This window comes from Pseudoalteromonas tetraodonis (assembly GCF_002310835.1).
Taxonomy (GTDB): Bacteria; Pseudomonadota; Gammaproteobacteria; order Enterobacterales; family Alteromonadaceae; genus Pseudoalteromonas; species Pseudoalteromonas tetraodonis.
Genome location: NZ_CP011042.1, coordinates 237,309 through 254,654 on the forward strand (window position 1 = coordinate 237,309; position 17,346 = coordinate 254,654).

Annotated in this window: 17 protein-coding genes; 11 read left to right on the forward strand and 6 right to left on the reverse strand. The window is 38.1% G+C overall.

Going from position 1 to position 17,346, the window contains the following annotated elements:
- Positions 1 to 397: 397 nt before the first annotated feature.
- The gene (locus PTET_RS16805; protein WP_013462945.1) at positions 398 to 1,492 is read right to left on the reverse strand and encodes an L-dopachrome tautomerase-related protein; all 1,095 of its coding nucleotides are present in this window, start codon (positions 1,490 to 1,492) and stop codon (positions 398 to 400) included.
- Between the two features lie 47 nt (positions 1,493 to 1,539).
- A complete protein-coding gene (locus PTET_RS16810) occupies positions 1,540 to 1,974 on the reverse strand; it encodes a MarR family winged helix-turn-helix transcriptional regulator (protein WP_024602753.1) in 435 nt (144 codons plus the stop codon).
- A 129-nt stretch (positions 1,975 to 2,103) separates the two neighbouring features.
- Between PTET_RS16810 and PTET_RS16815 the strand changes: the two genes are divergently transcribed.
- The 5 genes from PTET_RS16815 (at position 2,104) to PTET_RS16835 (ending at position 7,587) form a co-directional block, all read left to right on the forward strand.
- Positions 2,104 to 2,532 (forward strand): organic hydroperoxide resistance protein, encoded by a 429-nt coding sequence (locus tag PTET_RS16815; protein ID WP_024602752.1) that lies wholly within the window; start codon positions 2,104 to 2,106, stop codon positions 2,530 to 2,532.
- Positions 2,533 to 2,733: 201 nt separating this feature from the next.
- Positions 2,734 to 3,090 (forward strand): metalloregulator ArsR/SmtB family transcription factor, encoded by a 357-nt coding sequence (locus PTET_RS16820; protein ID WP_096039007.1) that lies wholly within the window; start codon positions 2,734 to 2,736, stop codon positions 3,088 to 3,090.
- Between the two features lie 16 nt (positions 3,091 to 3,106).
- On the forward strand, positions 3,107 to 4,120 hold the full coding sequence (locus tag PTET_RS16825; protein ID WP_013462949.1) for an ArsJ-associated glyceraldehyde-3-phosphate dehydrogenase: 1,014 nt from the start codon (positions 3,107 to 3,109) through the stop codon (positions 4,118 to 4,120).
- Between the two features lie 15 nt (positions 4,121 to 4,135).
- A complete protein-coding gene (gene arsJ / locus PTET_RS16830) occupies positions 4,136 to 5,356 on the forward strand; it encodes an organoarsenical effux MFS transporter ArsJ (RefSeq protein ID WP_013462950.1) in 1,221 nt (406 codons plus the stop codon).
- Between the two features lie 113 nt (positions 5,357 to 5,469).
- Positions 5,470 to 7,587, forward strand: a complete 2,118-nt coding sequence (locus tag PTET_RS16835) for a methyl-accepting chemotaxis protein (protein WP_013462951.1) — start codon at positions 5,470 to 5,472, stop codon at positions 7,585 to 7,587.
- 125 nt (positions 7,588 to 7,712) lie between these two features.
- Here PTET_RS16835 and PTET_RS16840 read toward each other — a convergent pair whose 3' ends face one another.
- Entirely contained in the window at positions 7,713 to 8,300 is a 588-nt protein-coding gene (locus PTET_RS16840; RefSeq protein WP_024602751.1) for a TetR/AcrR family transcriptional regulator, read from the reverse strand.
- A 114-nt stretch (positions 8,301 to 8,414) separates the two neighbouring features.
- Here PTET_RS16840 and PTET_RS16845 point away from each other — a divergent pair, with 114 nt between their 5' ends.
- Complete coding sequence (locus PTET_RS16845; RefSeq protein ID WP_013462953.1) at positions 8,415 to 8,957, forward strand: carboxymuconolactone decarboxylase family protein; 543 nt, start codon at positions 8,415 to 8,417, stop codon at positions 8,955 to 8,957.
- Positions 8,958 to 9,061: 104 nt separating this feature from the next.
- On the opposite strand, the gene PTET_RS16850 is transcribed toward PTET_RS16845, so the two are convergent.
- Positions 9,062 to 9,592, reverse strand: a complete 531-nt coding sequence (locus PTET_RS16850) for a hypothetical protein (RefSeq protein ID WP_096039008.1) — start codon at positions 9,590 to 9,592, stop codon at positions 9,062 to 9,064.
- A 51-nt stretch (positions 9,593 to 9,643) separates the two neighbouring features.
- Here PTET_RS16850 and PTET_RS16855 point away from each other — a divergent pair, with 51 nt between their 5' ends.
- Entirely contained in the window at positions 9,644 to 10,009 is a 366-nt protein-coding gene (locus PTET_RS16855; RefSeq protein ID WP_036955235.1) for a DUF1294 domain-containing protein, read from the forward strand.
- Between the two features lie 47 nt (positions 10,010 to 10,056).
- Here the strand turns inward: PTET_RS16855 and PTET_RS16860 are convergent, their stop codons facing one another.
- Both PTET_RS16860 and PTET_RS16865 read right to left on the reverse strand, forming a co-directional pair.
- The gene (locus PTET_RS16860; protein WP_028834242.1) at positions 10,057 to 10,401 is read right to left on the reverse strand and encodes a PEGA domain-containing protein; all 345 of its coding nucleotides are present in this window, start codon (positions 10,399 to 10,401) and stop codon (positions 10,057 to 10,059) included.
- A gap of 176 nt (positions 10,402 to 10,577) precedes the next feature.
- Entirely contained in the window at positions 10,578 to 12,551 is a 1,974-nt protein-coding gene (locus tag PTET_RS16865) for a serine/threonine-protein kinase (protein ID WP_028834241.1), read from the reverse strand.
- A gap of 393 nt (positions 12,552 to 12,944) precedes the next feature.
- On the opposite strand from PTET_RS16865, the gene tagH reads away from it, so the two are divergent.
- From tagH to tssL, 4 genes are read left to right on the forward strand one after another with little or no spacing between them, the layout of a single operon-like run.
- Positions 12,945 to 14,216, forward strand: coding sequence for a type VI secretion system-associated FHA domain protein TagH (gene tagH, locus PTET_RS16870; protein WP_013462958.1), 1,272 nt, complete (start codon positions 12,945 to 12,947; stop codon positions 14,214 to 14,216).
- Between the two features lie 15 nt (positions 14,217 to 14,231).
- Positions 14,232 to 14,696, forward strand: a complete 465-nt coding sequence (gene tssJ, locus PTET_RS16875; RefSeq protein WP_013462959.1) for a type VI secretion system lipoprotein TssJ — start codon at positions 14,232 to 14,234, stop codon at positions 14,694 to 14,696.
- Between the two features lie 15 nt (positions 14,697 to 14,711).
- On the forward strand, positions 14,712 to 16,040 hold the full coding sequence (tssK, locus tag PTET_RS16880; protein ID WP_024602749.1) for a type VI secretion system baseplate subunit TssK: 1,329 nt from the start codon (positions 14,712 to 14,714) through the stop codon (positions 16,038 to 16,040).
- A gap of 22 nt (positions 16,041 to 16,062) precedes the next feature.
- Positions 16,063 to 17,343: a type VI secretion system protein TssL, long form gene (gene tssL / locus PTET_RS16885; protein ID WP_013462961.1), complete on the forward strand. Its 1,281-nt coding sequence runs from the start codon at positions 16,063 to 16,065 to the stop codon at positions 17,341 to 17,343.
- Positions 17,344 to 17,346 lie beyond the last annotated feature (3 nt).

Sequence of the window (17,346 nt, forward strand, 5' to 3'; positions counted from 1 at the left end):
ACAATACAACGCTATGACTTAGCTTGCAAAGTCTGTTCAAAAATAGTTTTTAACGCGAGTAGATACGCTCTTTCTCACTGGTGGTATGCGTATTTGTTGGCTCATTAACTTGCCACACTGTGATATCTAAGCGCCATAAAAAATAAAGAGTGTTGTATAAATTAGACATAATTTTTTTCCTTGGTGTAACTAATGACAATTAAATATAAGGAAGAAGTATGCCAATTGTTTATTGAATATTTTATGAATATAAATCAGATATTTACTATTATTTCTTTAATACCTAGTTTGGTTGAGGCACCAAATTGGGGGAGTGATTATAAAATATGCACTTTTTTGGTGTGATGTTATAAAGCCCTGCATTACATGACAGGGCTAGGGTAATTGCGTTAGGTTATTAACGACCTACTTTACCTTTTACAAGGGGCGTAAACGACATCACTTTAAACTTATTAGGGTTTTGAGTTTTATCATTGCTTAACACCGGCGAGTTGTGCAAATCGTTTACTGTAAAATATATTTTATGATCTGCACCATAACTAAAGCCATCTGGCCAGCTTAGGCGATCATCTTTAAATAACACTTCATAGTCGCCATTTGGTTTTACGACGCCAATTGCACCATTGGTTATATCGGTCACATAGACGTTACCGCCCCCATCCACCGTAATGCCGTCGGAAATGGGTTTAGTGCCGTAGCGCATTACTTTAGCTTCTAGCGCTTTTGCTGAAAGCTGCTCGTTGTTAATTGCGCTGGTGGCAATACGATAAACCGAAGTCCCCGACATTGACCCAAAGTAAAGCCAGTCTTCGTTAGGATCAAGCGTAATTGGGTTAACACCTAAACGCGCAGGTTGTCCGCCTAGGCGCATTGTTCGGCCATTAATAACCATATCAATATTTTCGGCGGTGGTGTATTGGCTATCTTGTAATACTCTTCGCGCTTCACCGGTTTTTAGGTTTACTATAATAATCGCAGCCTGACTGCCTTGTGCTGTATCGGCAATGTAAATAACGCCGTGTTTATTATCGATAACTAAATCGTTTAAAAACGAGGTATCGGTAATTGTTGGTTTGGCTAGGTAAATAATTTTATGCAGTTGCTCTTGGTTGGTATCCCAACCAACTAATCTCCCCGCATGATCAGGCCCTGAGGTATCAAGCATCCACAGTATGCCGTCGCTTGATACATTAACACCGAGTACCCCGTAAAAGCCTTTACCCTTGTTGTATGCGTAAGCCCATTGCTCATTAGGGTAGGGTTTAGTGGTGCCATCACTTAATAGCTCCATGATTTTTTGATTTTGCCCATAAAAACCATGTATAGATAAAAACTTACGGCCAGATGGCGTAATGGCTATGTTGCCAGGCGGGTGTTGTGCATCAAATGTCGCAACAGTGGTTAATTCACTATTATTGGCAAGTGCTCCATTACTTACCAGTAATGTAATGCTGTAAGTAATAGCAATAAGTCGTTTTTTTAAATGAGTCATTAATTAACGCCTTGTTTGTTAAGTTATAGCTGGGTAAAGCTGGGTTTTTAGTCGGTCAGATCATTGACCACTAAGTCGAGTAACTGCATTAATTGTTGTGCTTGGGTTGTGTCGATACTGTCAAATTTGCAAAAAATCCTTTTTGGGATGTCGGCAGCTTCAAGTTTTAAAGAGTGACCCGTGTGAGTCAGTTGCACCAAACGCTTACGCTTATCGTGTTCGTCTTTTATAACGTTAAGTAATGACTTGTCGGTCATTTTTTTTAATATTTGAGTAAGCGCGCCACCATCAATTGCGGTTTTATCTATTAGCTCAGCGATAGTTACTTCATCTTGTTCCCACAGCGCCATCATAACAACATACTGAGGATAGGTAAGGTTAAGCTCAGCTAGAGGTTCTCGATAGGCACGGGCTATGCTGTTGGACGCCATATATAAACGATGGCATAACTGATTTTTTAATTTTAACTGTTCAAACGACATCGCTTTATCCTTCATTTCAATACAGAGTATTTTAGTTTGCATGCAAAGTATTTGCAATCGGAATTTAGTTGATCTATTATTTTGCATGCAAAGTAATTAACTTAGAAATTTTAATCTTAGGAGTTCACTATGAATGTATTACAAAATGTAGCTTATACAGCAAAAGCAACGGCAACAGGCGGACGTGAAGGCGTTGCTAAATCGGATGATGGTCGTTTAAATATTAACTTATCAACACCTAAAGGGTTAGGTGGTGACGATGGACAAGGCACTAATCCAGAGCAATTATTTGCAGCAGGTTATGCTGCCTGTTTTATTGGTGCACTTAAGTTTGTAGCGGGTAGCGAAAAAATTGCGTTACCAAGTGATACTTACATTAACTCTGAAGTGTCTATTGGTGCGATTGATGCCGGTTTTGGTATTGCTGTAAAATTGGCTGTATCACTAGGTGATATGGACAAAGCAGCGGCACAAGCCTTGGTAGAGAAAGCACATCAAGTATGTCCATATTCAAATGCAACTCGTGGCAATATTGAAGTAGAGCTGTCGGTTATTTAATTAACCTCTTTATATTGTTTATAAAAACACGCCATGAGTGATCATTGCGTGTTTTTTATTGGGCACACCTCTAAAAGCCAAACTTGAGTTGACGCGGAAAATAGATAACTTTACCTGAATATATGAAATTTCATATATTCACTATTCCATATGTCTTTCTTTTCATATATTGTTGTTGTATGCAAAACAAGACTACACTGTATGAATCAACTAAATCCTCTGCATTTTTTTAAATGTATCGCTGACGACACCCGCTTAAAGACAATACTGCTTATTGCGCATGAAGATGAGTTATGTGTATGTGAATTAGTGGCGGCACTTGATGTAAGCCAGCCTAAAATTTCACGGCATTTAGCTGTATTACGTCAATGCGGTTTGCTTGCTGATCGTAAGCAAAATCAATGGGTGTTCTATAGCTTAAATAAATCACTACCTGATTGGGCGAAAGATGTAATTACAAAAACATTACATGCCACCCCTACATTTTATGAGCATCAATTACAGCGTTTAAATGTGATGGGCAAGCGTCCTCAGCGAATTTTAAAATGCTGTGACTAACTAAAGGAATTTTATAATGACGATTAAAGTAGGCATAAATGGTTTTGGACGAATCGGACGTTTAACCTTACGAGCGGCAATTGATTGGCCTGAGGTTGAATTTGTACATGTTAATGATGTGGCTGCTGATGCGAAAACACATGCCCATTTATTAGAATTTGACTCGGTTCACGGGCGCCTAAAATATGAGGTGCAAGCCGATGATAATAGTTTTTCTGTAGCAAAGCATACGGTTAAAGTAACGAATAATAAATCGATTGCAGAGACTGACTGGTCACAATGTGATGTGGTGATTGAAGCCAGCGGTAAAATGAAAACCACAGAATTACTCAACGCTTATTTAGCGCAAGGTGTAAAGCGTGTGGTTGTTACTGCCCCAGTTAAAGAAGAGAGTGTTTTGAATGTGGTAATAGGGGTGAACGATCATCTTTATAATCCGCAGTTACATAAAATTGTTACCGCGGCTTCATGCACAACAAATTGTTTAGCGCCTGTGGTAAAAGTATTGCAAGAAAAAGTAGGGATTAAGCATGGATCCATAACAACGATTCATGACATTACCAACACCCAAACCATTATAGATGCACCTCATAAAGATTTACGTCGCGCGCGCTCATGCGGAACAAGTTTAATTCCTACCACTACCGGCAGTGCAACGGCTATTACGCAGATATTCCCTGAACTTAAAGGAAAATTAAACGGCCATGCGGTTCGAGTCCCCCTAACCAATGCATCAATTACTGATTGCGTGTTTGAACTAGAGCGTGGTGTAACCGAACAAGAAGTGAATGGATGGTTTAAGCAAGCGGCTAATAACGAGCTAAAAGGCATTTTAGGCTATGAAGAAAAGCCATTGGTATCTATTGATTACAAAACAGACCCTCGTAGCACAATTATAGATGCGCTTTCGACAATGGTTATAAACCACACTCAACTTAAACTCTATGCTTGGTATGATAATGAATGGGGTTATGCCAACCGGACTGCTGAGCTGATGCTCAAAGTAGGACAAAGTGATTTAGTAAACTAGTTCAGGGTATTGAAGATGTTTTCGCAAATCGCCAATTTACCATCGGCTTTAAAACAGTATGGCATTATTACGGGTAATTACTGGGCTTTTACACTAACAGATGGCGCACTTCGCATGCTGGTGGTGCTGTATTTTCATCAGTTAGGGTATGGCGCGCTCGCGATTGCCATGCTGTTTGTGTTTTATGAGTTATTTGGGGTTATTACTAACTTAATTGGCGGTTGGTTAGGTGCGCATTTAGGTTTAAATAAAACCATGAACATAGGATTAGGGCTGCAAGTTGTGGCCTTAGCTATGTTGTGTGCACCAAGCGATTGGTTATCGGTAAGTTATGTAATGTTAGCGCAAGCCTTAAGTGGGGTTGCCAAAGATCTCAATAAAATGAGCGCTAAAAGTGCGATTAAATATTTAGTTCCCGAAGGTGATAATCAGCAAAGCCAATTATACAAATGGATTGCTATATTAACGGGCTCTAAAAATGCATTAAAAGGAGTTGGCTTCTTTTTAGGGGGGCTATTACTTACTTTACTAGGATTTGTTGGAGCGTTAGTTGCTTTAATTATGCTTTTAACTATCGCTTGGATCATTAGCTTAGTGTATTTAGAGGGTGATATAGGCAAAGCTAAAAATAAACCAAAATTTAAAGCGTTACTTTCTAAGTCTAGGGCGATTAATTTACTTAGTGCCGCTCGGTTTTGTTTATTTGCTGCTCGTGATGTATGGTTTGTTGTTGCATTGCCTGTTTATTTAGCCTCGCAATTTAATTGGCCACACTGGTGGGTTAGTGGTTTTATGGCACTATGGGTGATTGCTTATGGGGTAGTGCAATCTCAAGCACCAAAAATTACAGGCAAGTCACTTGTCAGTAATGATGCGATAAAGAAAGCGTTTTACTGGGGGGGAGTATTGGCGTGTGTCACCTTGTTATTAGCTTGTTTGATGCAGTTTAATATAGCTGTAAACACTACGCTAATTGTTGGGTTATTTATTTTTGGTGCTGCATTTGCTATTAACTCATCATTACACAGTTATTTGATTGTCAGCCTTGCTAAAAGTGATGGTGTTTCTTTGGATGTAGGTTTTTATTACATGGCTAACGCTGCAGGAAGACTGGTCGGGACAGTACTTTCTGGTTTTATGTATAAAGTATATGGGCTGCAGGCCTGTTTGTGGGTAAGCGCTAGCTTACTTTTGCTCGTTTGTTTAATCACTCAACGGTTAACTAAACAAAGTTAGCCGAACACTAAATACTAAAATAAGTCACTAAACGGTATTTCTGAAATATTTTATAGTATGTTCTTTTAATTGGTCTAAACTAAAAAATACATATGTAAGGTAAGGTAATTTTAATGCGGGAAATAGCGTTAGCAAAAAAGTTATTGTGGATAAGTGTTGGAAGTATACTTTTAACGGTTGTACTATTTTCAGGAATATTGTGGTCTAAATTATCATCCAGTAATGCACAAACCTCTTCAGAGGCAGAAACATTAATTGTCAGTGAAGTAGATGGTCGATTAACCGCAAATGCAGCCGCATACGGTGAGAAAATTGCGGCATTTATCAATGAAGCTTATCGGATCCCATACTCTCTTGGCAGTATTTTAGAAGACGCCGATAAAACATCCATAAACAGAGAATCTGTCGCTCTACTAAATCGCTCAATACTAGAAAGCAATGATGTTATTTCTAGTATTTACTCACAGTTTGAAAAAAATGGCTTTGATGGCAAAGATAGTGATTTTACCCAAGGGTACGATCATTCAGTTGCTGGAGCTGGCACACTAGAGGTTTATCTAACGAGAAATTCGAACGGCGTTGTTGAACAACAAGTAGTAGAAGATGCCTCAGAAAAATATGTTGATAAAATTAATGAATTCGGTTTACGTGAAGCTGAATGGTACTTGTGTGCAAAAGACAAATTAAAACCCTGTATCATGGAACCCTACCTCTATGAAATAACTCCGGGTTATTCTGAGATGATGACCTCTTTAGTGGTGCCTATTATTAAATCAGGTAAATTTGTTGGCGTAACAGGCGCGGATATTACACTACCTGTATTTCAAAAATTGACAGAAGAGCTTTCAAAAGCGCTTTATGATGGTAAAGCAAAAGTAACCTTACTTAGTCATTTGGGTTTAATTGTCGGTACGAGCCACTACAAAGAAAAACTAGGTCGCCCTTTAAAAGAAGCGGTTAGCGCTAAAAGTTATGAGAGTTATAAAGCTCTAAAAGGCACCAAAGGAACAAACAAACAAGGCGCTGAAATAATGGTGTCTTACCCGATTGAAATTAAGCTTGCTGATGTGAAATGGATGCTGCTAATTGAAGTTCCCGCTGAACTTGCCTTTGAAGGACCTATTCAATTAACTGCTGGCATGTCTGAGGCTGCAAAAGAGCTGGGTGTGATTATTTTGATCACGGGGACTGTGATTGCGGTATTGGCATTTATAGTAATGAAGCTTGTAGTAGGCAGTGTTGTAGCGCCACTTAAACAAATACAAGAACGTGTAGATAACCTAGCCAGCTCTGAAGGTGATTTAACACAAACACTACATGTGGATACGCATGCTGAGCTTATAGCTTTGGCCGGAGGATTTAATAAGTTTTTATCAAAACTGCGTGAACTTATTAGTGAGCTAAAAGCGGTCTCGGATCAAACCAAGCATCAAGGCGAAGTTACCTCAAATATTGCCGTAGAAACCAAGCATAATGTTCAGGCACAGTTTAAAGAAATTGAAAGTGTGGTGACGGCAATGAACGAAATGAGCGCGACAGCACTTGAAGTGGCAAAAGCTTCTGAGCAATCTGCGCAACAAGCTGATGAAATCAATACCTTAGTGGTTAGCAGCGAGTCGAGTTTATCTTCTGCGATGACCCAAGTTAAAACAATGTCTGAGGAAATCAAAGAAGCCAACCAAGCAGTCGAAAAAGTGGCCTCACGTAGTAATGATATTACGCAAATTTTGGATGTGATCCGAACTATTTCTGAGCAAACAAATTTACTGGCATTGAATGCCGCCATTGAGGCTGCACGTGCCGGTGAACATGGTCGAGGTTTTGCTGTTGTTGCGGATGAAGTTAGGGCTTTAGCGTCTAAAACTCGCTCATCCACCGACGATATTAGCAGCCTAATTGATAGCTTGTTATCAGAAGTAGGAAATGCCTCAACTGTCATTGAAAAAGGCGTTGTACGTGCTGAAAATGCAGTTGATGAAACTTCTACTGCCTTTGATGCACTGCACAGTGTTGTTGTAAAAGTGGATGAAATAACTAACCAAATCACCCATATTGCAACCGCAGCTGAAGAGCAAAGTTTGGTCACTGAAGAAATAAATCGTAATTTAACTATTATTTCTGATGCGGCATCTCAGCTCTCTGATTTATCTGCTCAGGCAGGCGATAGCAGCCAAGAACTCAATAAGTTGGTTGCACAGCAAGACGCTGAGCTGAATAAGTTGAAAACGTAAATTTTTTTATTTAGAGTTAAACAAGCGGCTAATTTAATACAGATTAGCCGCTTTTTTATACGCTGAATAATCAAACTGAATATAAAAAGAGTTTATTTAAGCGCAAAGACAAGCACCCAATAGGATTACAGTTTTTTGATTAGTACAAACATTTGGTTGATCATCGGCATCGCCAAATGCTCGACTGCAGGGCGATTAAAGTAACCTCGTAATCCTGTAAATTGCACTTGGAAAAATTGTGCGTATGCAGTTGCAGTTAAATCACCGCTTAGCTCACCATTTTCAATAGCGCGGGTAAACAATGTGGTTAAATAAGATTCAAATTTAGTCAGTAAGCCTGCGCTTAACTCACTTAAAGCCGTGTCTTTTTCAGGAAATTCGGTATTTGCTTTTACTAACATACAAATAGCACTTGGACTGCAGTCCTTGGTTTTAATAATTACATTTTCAACAAATGCCCGCAAACCACCTAAAATCGAATCAGAGTTTGCTATAAAGCCCTCAATTTGGCTTTTCATCTGTACGGTGTAGTCTTTTAAAGATTCACTGTATAACCCTTCTTTAGAGCCAAATGCAGAGTAAATACTTCCTGGTCGCATATTTATAGCTTCCTGTAAATCGCGGGTAGAAGTAGCATGAAAGCCTTTCTCCCAGAACAGCTGACTTGCCACGCGAACAACATGTTCACGTTCAAATTTAATTTTATTGGCCATAATAGTTTCTATTAATTTGAGCGACTGTTCAATTTTAACTTGAGCGACCGCTCAAAATCAAATAATATGTTTCTCAACACGACTTAATACTATTTATTATATAGGAGCAAAACTATGGCTGAATTTACCTTATACACGCAAGAAAATGTATCAGCAGAGGCAAAACCTTTATTAGCAGACTCTGTCGCCGCTTTTGGAATGTTGCCTAATCTTCATGCTGTGATGGCTGAGGCACCAACATTGCTAAAGGGTTATCAAGTACTGCATGAGTTATTTCAAAAAACATCGTTTAATGCACAAGAGTTAACGGTTGTTTGGCAATCAATTAATGTTGAGCACGAGTGCCATTATTGTGTGCCAGCACACAGTGGTATAGCCGCTGCCATGAAGGTTGATGAGAATATTGTGGATGCATTAGTCAATAAAACCCCGCTTGCTGATCCTAAACTTGAGACACTTCGTGAGACAACGCTTGAAATGACACGAGAACGTGGTGTGTTAAGTCAGTCACAGCAGGAAAAGTTTTTTGCAGCAGGGTATACAAAACAACAGCTTCTTGAAATTGTGTTGGGTCTTGCGCAAAAGGTGATGAGTAATTACACCAACCACCTTGCAGATACGCCTGTTGATAATGCGTTTAAAAAATTTATAAAGTAACTTAAGATCAGTGTTCTAGTTCTAATGGTAATTTTTAATAGCTAGAACACTGTTTTTTATGAACTATTACATTTTGTAGGTATTACAAGGTAATAAAGTAATACCTATTTAAACTTAACTTCTTTATTGCTGCGATAGTAGGTGCGAATTTGCGGCTTAGTCCATTCACCTTTTTTTAAATAACTGGTGGAAACAACAAATTGCTCATCTTTGAATTCACTAGTTGATTTAACTTTAGTGATTCCCTCTTGGCTGCCAGTGACGTCTTCATAAGCAACAAATTGTGTTGGGCTCAACACTTTCATGACTCCTTTGGTATAAAAGCCAGCCGTAGTAAAATAATAAAATACTAATGACTGTTTTTTGCGATCATAGAAAATCATTGATTCGCCCCCATACTCACCTTCATTTATAGAATGCGTAGTGCGAATGGCTTTACCATTTAAGGTGCGCTCCCATTTGGTCACATCTTGGGTTGGAAGCGGGTTTTTATCTATATGAAAATCAGCTTGCCAAGTACCTAAGTGAGGAGTGAATACCGCAAGCTCAGGCTCTAGTAAATCCGTTTTATTATTTGCTTGAATACTGAATATACATAGTGAAAACAGCAGCATCGAAGCCTTTAAATATGTCATAATTTAACCTTGGTGTTTCTTTTAATTATCTTCATTATAGGCGATTATTTTTTGATAAAAAGTAGCTTAATTATATTTTCCAGCTTGTTTATAGCCTTATTTTGGTTAGCTTACTTAAATAATGAAGTTGAAATGTACTTACCCATATATGTTTCATCGATCAGCTGTATTACATTTGTATATTACGCATGGGATAAGCGAAAAGCGGTACAATCAAACCATAAAAAGGTGAGTCGCATACCTGAACGACACTTACATCTATTGGCTTTATTTGGAGGATGGCCCGGTGCACTTATAGCGCAGCAAAGTTTACGGCATAAGTCACAAAAACGAGTTTTTATTGCAGTGCTATGGGTATGTATTGTAGTTAATATTAGTGTAATTAGTTATGCGTGGTTTGCCTATTACCGTATTTAAAATGCCTTTATTGAGCGTAATAAAGGCATTTTAAATTGATAATTCGCTTATTGCGCAGACTGGCTTAGCTGTTTTTCATCTAGCTCAATAGTTAAGATGGTTTTTTTGTCAACCGTTACCCATTTTCTATAAGTCACATAGCCTGCCTTACTTACTTCGATATCATATTTACCTGCATCTAGTTCTATAGCGTCTTGATATACAGGCACTATATTCATAATGCGTACTCTAGAGTCTGCAGGGTTAGTAATAACAGTCAGTGATATCGGCGCATTCTCTTCGCTAACTTGAGGCGTTGGCTCAATAACTACTTCCTCTGTTTTATTTACACTAGAAGTTGTCGAACAACCCGTAAGTATAACGGCTGCAGCTAATAAGCTTAAATTTTTCATAGGTACTCCATTAATTATAAAAAGTCTAAATATTTTAAAATCTTGGCGGAGTGTATGATGATGGAAATGCACTCGTCGTCCTTGACTTTATTATGTATATTTTGGGTTAGTCTAATAGCTAACTAATCTATATTCAATTATATCTGTGTTATTTTTGAGCAATAAATAAGAGTTGTTTAAAGCATATTGTCTAACGATTGCGTGATGGCCTCACTTTTTTCAACTAAACGTTCAGCTGCTTTATACATTCTTTTTTTCATTAAATCGTTCGCTGTACTAATGTAACGTCTCGATAATTCTTTTCTAAGCGATACTAAAAGAGAAAAATCGTTGGGTAGTGCTGTCGATTCGGATTTAATAAACTCTTCAAATTCCATTAAAGCTTTATGATCTTCAATAGTTTCTAATTGTGCAGAAAAGCGTTGAAACTTTGGACCATAAAAAACGACCGCATCGGCACGAGGAAACTCAGCTTGTTCGCCTAAATTAATCTTTTGTTGGTATGCGGTTAGTGCATTAATTGCAGACTCACGCTTCATTAAATTAGCAAGAAGCTCTTCTGCTTTTTTGTTATTTGAAAATACAATTTTACCCACATTTAAAAGTACTTTTTGTGTGATGACATCATCGCTTTCTATGGCTGTGTTTAACGCAACAGTAAAGTTATCAAGATGCAGATCCGTTGGTTGATAACGGTAAGTTTTATCTACTTCTTTTAGATCTTTAACGAGATGAGCAATACTATTGGGCTGGTCTTCGTTGTAGCGTGATTGTTCGAGTAATAAATCTATTCTCGCGGTAATATCAAAAATAATTGATTGGCGCTCCCTCAATACACTTTCTAATTGCATCGAAAGCTTTTCTGAATCGGGATAGTAGTTCAGTGCATTAGAATAGACTGCTATTATTTTATCAAAATCTTTAAATTTACGGCCCGCAATATTATTAAACTGGCTTGCTTCATCATTAAAGCTATCTAATATACTTTGCTGATTTGATCTGAGTAATCCTTGTTTAAGCACCTCATACTGTGGCGGAATTTGTTCTAGTTTGTTTAAAATAGTAGGGCCTTGCCAAGACATCCATGCTTCCACTTGTTGGTTAATTGCCTTGGCGTTATCAAGTTGTGCCTGTAATTGCTTGGTATTATCTGAGCTTGAAAAATAATTTTGAGTTATTAAGGCAATAATTGCCACACTAGCCACACTGGCAAAAATAGCGGGTTTTAAGTTCACTTTTAGCGTTTTTGAAATTTGTTCTAGTGAATCGAGTCTTTGGCTGGCGCTTAAAGATAATGCTTTATGTAAATTTTTCCATAAAAGGAGAGGGCAATTACTTGGTTTTTTTACAGTAGTATTTTTAGGAACTTTATCTGCAGCAATGCGGTTAAATGGGTGCTTACTGCTTAGAAGCTCATAAGCAATACAGGCAAATGAAAATACATCATCTTTAATGGATGCTTCGCCGCCTTTTAGCTGCTCAGGGCTAGCATACGTTGGAGTATAACCACCAATGGTTGCAAACTCACTTTCGTTTTTAACAGCATATTGGTCGTCCAAACTTTTGTGTTTAGCAATACCAAAATCAAGCACTTTGAGGTTACCATTAGAGTCAAAAATAATATTCGAAGGCTTAAGATCATTATGTATTACGCCACGTGAGTGGGCATATATAAGGGCGTCAGTTAATTGTTCTAAAATAATTTTCGCTTTTTTAAACGCTAAACCTGAGGGTTTATTTCGCTTAATAATTTGTTCTAGAGTTTCTCCCTCAATGAGCTCCATAGTGACATAATACAAATCGCCATCAGAGTCTGCTGAGTACACTTTTACAATACTAGGGTGAGCAAGTTGTTGTGTTTTTGCTGTTTCATCTTTCAATAATGAAATAGCTTCTTCAGAGTTGGAAAACTCTTCTTGGAGCACTTTTATAGCGACCGATGCTTCAGAGCGACCGCTGTTTTCTAAAAAGGTATCTCGCGCACGATATATGTAACACATTCCACCTTGCCCGATGAGCTCTTCAATTAGGTAGCGATCAGATATCTTTTTGCCGAGGAGGTTTTGTTTATGGATGCTTGATGTTTTTTTTGTGCTGGAGTCTAGAGAAGCAATCTGAGTTTTATCGTTGTTATCATTAATATTGCTCATTAAAAAATCCTTTTATTGTGTTTAGTTAAATAATTACAAAGGTAAATAATCTCTACTTACCTATCAATTTTCCCTCTGATTTAAGCATGTATTTTACAAAAATATACAATTATAGCAATGCCTGAATAGCATATTGTTGCCGGTGAACTCGCTTTATAGTGAATTGAAAAAGTCGGTTTAAAGCCAGAAGATGTCTCTAAAGTGTTTATTTTTGGCCTAGTTAAAAAGCATTAAAAAGAAAAGTAACAAACGCCGTCGATGAGTAGATAGGCCGTATTGTTTTAGAGACAAAATCTACAATGCGACATTTCTCTGTGTTAATTTCAATGTTGACAATAGTTTCGCTTCTACTTTATCCTGTTCACAATAATGCTATAGGGACTGACTTATCAAATGGAACTGATACTAAACATCACTAGTTATCACAGACTTTCGCCTGAAATCGAAGCTACCAAAACGGTAAAAGATTCACTCACTTTTGGCCGTTCTGAGGGATGTGATTGGCATCTTCCCGATCCTGAAAAAATTATCTCAAGTAAGCACGGTAGAATTGAAAAAGAAGGCGATTCTTTTTATATATACGATAATTCAACCAATGGTTTGTTTATTAATTTTGCAGTGGCGCCTTTAGGTCAAGGTAATAAACAACGTTTGTCAGATAGTGATGTCTTAACTATTGGTGATTTTCAGGTTGATGTTAGTTTAGCTGATGAGCCACACGCAGATATTAGTAATCCTATTACTTCAAACAGTTCTCAACAAGTAAGTACATTTGCTTCACATAGTAGTCAAACTGCAGAGTCTGCGCCGTTATTCAATGATTCAATTATGAATGAGTCTATGCCTGCGGTATCTGTAATTTCACAACAAGCAACAGCGGATAATCATATTCCAGAAGATTGGGATGAGCTAACTCGCCTTATGAATACCGATGAGTTTGATCTTGGTAATGACGAAGTGAATTCTTCAGCGCCAGTTGACACTCCAGCTCCAATAAAAGAAAGTGCGCCGACTAAACGTTATAATGCTGAGCAGCAAGCTGTAAAACAAACAGCGCCTGTAAAAAGCTTTGCTCAAAATGATAAAGTGTTTTGTGATGCCTTTTTAAACGGATTGGGGATTAAGGATGAGCTTAAAAGTGCTCTAGATAATGAAAAGCTGTGGTTTGAGATGGGGCAGGGCTTAAGTTTGTTACTGACAGAGCTCATGGAATCTTTACGCCAACGCGCGATTGTAAAGAACAAATTAAGACTGAACCATACAATGTTTCAGACCGAACAGAACAACCCATTGAAGTTTTCTGCCAATATTGATGATGTTATTCAGAACTTGTTCATAAAAAATAGTGCAAGCTTTCTGTCTTCGAATGAATCTATTAAAGAAAGCTTTGTAGATACACGCAAGCACGAGCAAGCACTGCTCGCTGGTGCAGATGGCGTGCTCAAAGGGATGTTATCGCAAGTTTCTCCCGTGCAAATTAATCAACAGGCAAACGATAATTCTAACGTGTTAAAAATTATTCCAGGCCAAATAGAGTCTAAATGCTGGAAGTTATATCAAAGTTTATATGATGATATTTCTCAGGAAGTTAACGCGAAAGGCGCTATGGCTATGTCTGATGATTTTTTAAAAGCATATAACGATCGAATCAAAGAAACGCTCTAGAAAGGAAAGTAAATAATGCATAAAGTTAAGCTCTATTTAATGAGTTTTAGTTTACTATTTTTGGTACTGGGATGTACTACGATGAATAAAATCGTACCTCCTTCTACAGATCTGATCATCAATGTATCTAAAAATGTTAATCCGGATACATCAGAACGCCCTTCTCCGGTGGTGATGAAAATTTTTGAGTTGAGCTCAAGAACAATTTTTGACACGCAGGATTTTTTTAGCTTATACGATACGCCAGAAAAGATATTAGGCCCTGATTTATTAAAAAAGGATGAGTTAGAGCTTCAACCTGATTCAGTACAGCAATATAAAATGAGCCTTAATCGTAATACTCGTTATGTTGGGGTTGTTGTTGCTTACAGAAATATAGACCAAGCAAGGTGGAGAGCGGTTATTGAAGTTGACCCCACCGGTTATGACGACATCAATGTAAATGTAGAAGCGATTGCTACATACATGAGAGAGCAATAAAAAAGGATTTTTAAAATGGGTGATAACACTCGTGTTGCTTGGACTGAGGGGATGTTTTTAAGACCTCAGCACTTTCAGCAATCAGATAAATATATTTCAAATGTGATTAAGCAAGTATGCAGTGGAAACCTTGCTGATCCATGGGGAATAATTGATATTAGTATTGATAATGAATTACTTAACAGTGGTCAATTCGCTGTTGATTCATTAACTGCAATCACCCCGGATCTATTGCCAATTGATATGCCTCAGTCAACCTCTTTACCTGAGCCTTTAGTGGTTAATAAAGATGTGTTTGATGAAATTGTTTATTTGGCTATTCCTGCGCTAAAAAATAGTGGCGTTAATATATCGTCAACTGACGATAATATGGTTACTCGCTATAAGCTTAACGATTTGGCAGTGAGTGATGACTTATTGGGAGCGCAGTCTCAAGAAATAATTCAAGTTGCAAAAGTATACAGTAAGTTGATGCTGTCTTCTGATGATCATTCAGGGTATATCGTGTTGCCTTTAGCACGAATAGTGGATGTGAGCAGCGAAGGGCAAATAAAGTTAGATGCAAAGTACATTCCTCCCTCTTTAAAAGTAGGGCAGTGTAAACCTTTATCGGGGCTAGTGAGAGAAATTGGCTCAATGATAAAGCAACGCGCTGAAAGCATTGCTGCTAGGTTGTGCCAAGGTTATGCGGGTAGTACGTCAGTTGCAGATTTTATAATGCTGCAAACACTAAATAAATATGACGCGATATTTAATAATTTGCTCAGCGTTAATAGTTTACATCCGAACGTGTTTTATAGCCGCTTAATTGAACTGGCAGGTGAGTTATCAACCTTTAGCACGGCTAATAAAAGAGTGCCTAAATTACCTAATTATGATCACACAAATTTAGGGCAAGTGTTTAGTGAAGTGGTTAACTTTTTATACCAATTATTAAGCCATGTAATTGAGCAAACCGCGACTGAAATTAAGCTTGAACAAAGTAAGTTTGGTATTTCGTTTGGTGCCTTAAAAGATAAATCTATTTTAAATTCAGCGCAGTTTGTTTTAGCAATTAAAGCAAGCGTTCCGCATGAAGAGTTGAGAAAAATTCTACCTTCGCAAATTAAAATTGGCAGCGTTGAAACCATTCGTGATCTTGTTAACAACCAGATCCCAGGTATTACAATTAGTAACTTGCCAACAGCGCCAAGACAGATCCCTTACCATGCTGGTTTTCATTATTTTGAATTAAATCGCCATGGTGAACATTGGGAAAAACTGCGCTCCAGCGGAGGAATTGCTATCCACCTCTCAGGAAGTTACCCAGAACTCCAATTAAGCCTTTGGGCTATTAGAACTTAACTTTTTAAAAGGAAGAGTTTCAATGGACGAAACCATTATAAAACCACGCCCTGGCCGACTAGGGCGAAATACCCCAAGCAGTGGTGCAGCGCAAAATGATGCTGATAAAACCGTTATGTCGGTTGAGCCACCCTCTGCAAAGCCGATGAGCAATAATAAGGTATCAATTTTTAAAAATCCCTTGTTAGAAGCGGCAACAGATTGCTTTTCTCTTGTGATATCCATAAATCAATCGCTTGAAATGAGCAATCTAGCAGCGCTCAAGCACCGCTGTGTTGAGGCTATAAAGCGTTTTGAAGTGGAAGTCCGTAACCAGCACCTATCAAAAGAAGTGATTAATAATTCACGCTATTGCCTATGCGCTATTCTTGATGAGTCTGTATTGAATTCAAAGTGGAGCTCAATGGAGTGGGCTGATGAAAGTCTGCTGTCGACTTTTCACAAAGAAACCTTTGGTGGTGAGTATTTTTATACTCTACTTGATGCCGGGTTAGGGCAACCTGAAAAAAACAAACAGTTTTTGGAGTTGCAATACCACTGTTTAAACTTAGGCTTTAAAGGGAAATATCGATTAGATGCCGGCGGCGATACAAAAGTCGAAGAGTATCGTTCACAGCTTTACCATTTACTCAATCAGCTTGATGGCCCGATTAATAATAAACTATCTCCAAACTGGCAACAAAGAGTTGCTGCAGGTGTTGAACTAAGAAATCAAGTGCCACTGTGGGTCATATTTTCTGTGCTGGGGCTGATATTATTGATGATTTATCTATCAATAAATATGAAGCTAAATAACGATGTTTTTGCGATTAATGAAAAACTAGCGGGCATTCATCCGTTAGCTGTTAATCAAACGGTTGATAAAAAAGATCAGCAGCTGCGTGTACTTGAACAGTTACTGCAAACAGAAATTAAAATGGGGATTGTTGCTGTTGCAAAAAATTCCGATGGGATCCGCATAACGATAAACAGTGAAAATTTGTTTAAACAAGGGGATTCTCAACTACTTCCATCATTTCAGCCTATTTTAGAAAAGTTAGCGTTAAGCTTAGAGGGAACTAAAGGGCGAGTGCTTATAACGGGCCACACAGATGACTTACCAATTAGTACAGATAAGTATCCTTCTAATTGGCATCTTTCTTTAGCCAGAGCAACACAGGTTGCTAATTTAATGGCTAAAAGTACCAACTTAAGCGGTCGTTTATGGCCAGAAGGAAAGGGCGCTGCAGAGCCTATCGCCAGCAATTCAGATTCAGCTTCTCGGTCATTAAACCGACGAATTGAAATCGATCTATTATTTTAATGA